The organism is Nitratireductor aestuarii (assembly GCF_014641695.1).
GTDB lineage: Bacteria > Pseudomonadota > Alphaproteobacteria > Rhizobiales > Rhizobiaceae > Chelativorans > Chelativorans aestuarii.
On the sequence record NZ_BMIF01000071.1, the window covers coordinates 1 to 537 of the forward strand.

At 60.3% G+C, this 537-nt stretch carries 1 protein-coding gene; it reads right to left on the reverse strand.

Annotation, left to right across the window (positions count from 1 at the left end; translation table 11 throughout):
• Positions 1–537: CpsD/CapB family tyrosine-protein kinase (locus IEX27_RS21165; protein WP_188723039.1), on the reverse strand; the 537-nt coding region annotated here is incomplete at both ends.

Here is a 537-nt window from a genome sequence, read left to right on the forward strand (position 1 = left end):
CCTTTGCCTCAAGCTTCGGAAGCTCGCCGCCATACTGGTAGTAGTAATAGTTCATGTACTTGTAGGCATAGTTGTAGTCGAACTTGCCCACCGCAAAGCGCGATAGCGCCGCACCGATCACATTGGCGCCCGCCGAACGCAGGCGTTTCAAGGCTGCCTTGGCCGACTTGCGCGACACGTTGTTGGCCGAGACCAGAAGCAGCGTGCTGTGGGCGATGCGGCTCAGGATCGGCGCATCGGAAAGGCCGATCACCGGCGGGCTGTCAATGATGATGAGATCAAAGCGCGCTGACATGTACTGGACCAGCAGCGCCATTTTCGTCGACGACAGAAGATCGGCCGGGTTGGGCGGCAGCGTGCCCGAGGTGATCACCCAGACGTTGTCTTCCTTCGTCTTCTTGATCGTGCCGGGCAGGTCGTCGCGACCGACCGAATTGGTCAGAAGATTGCTCAGGCCCAGCGTGTTGTCGACGCCGAACTGGCGGTGCATGGTCGGCTTGCGCATGTCAGCGTCCACCACCAGCACCTTGGTGCCGA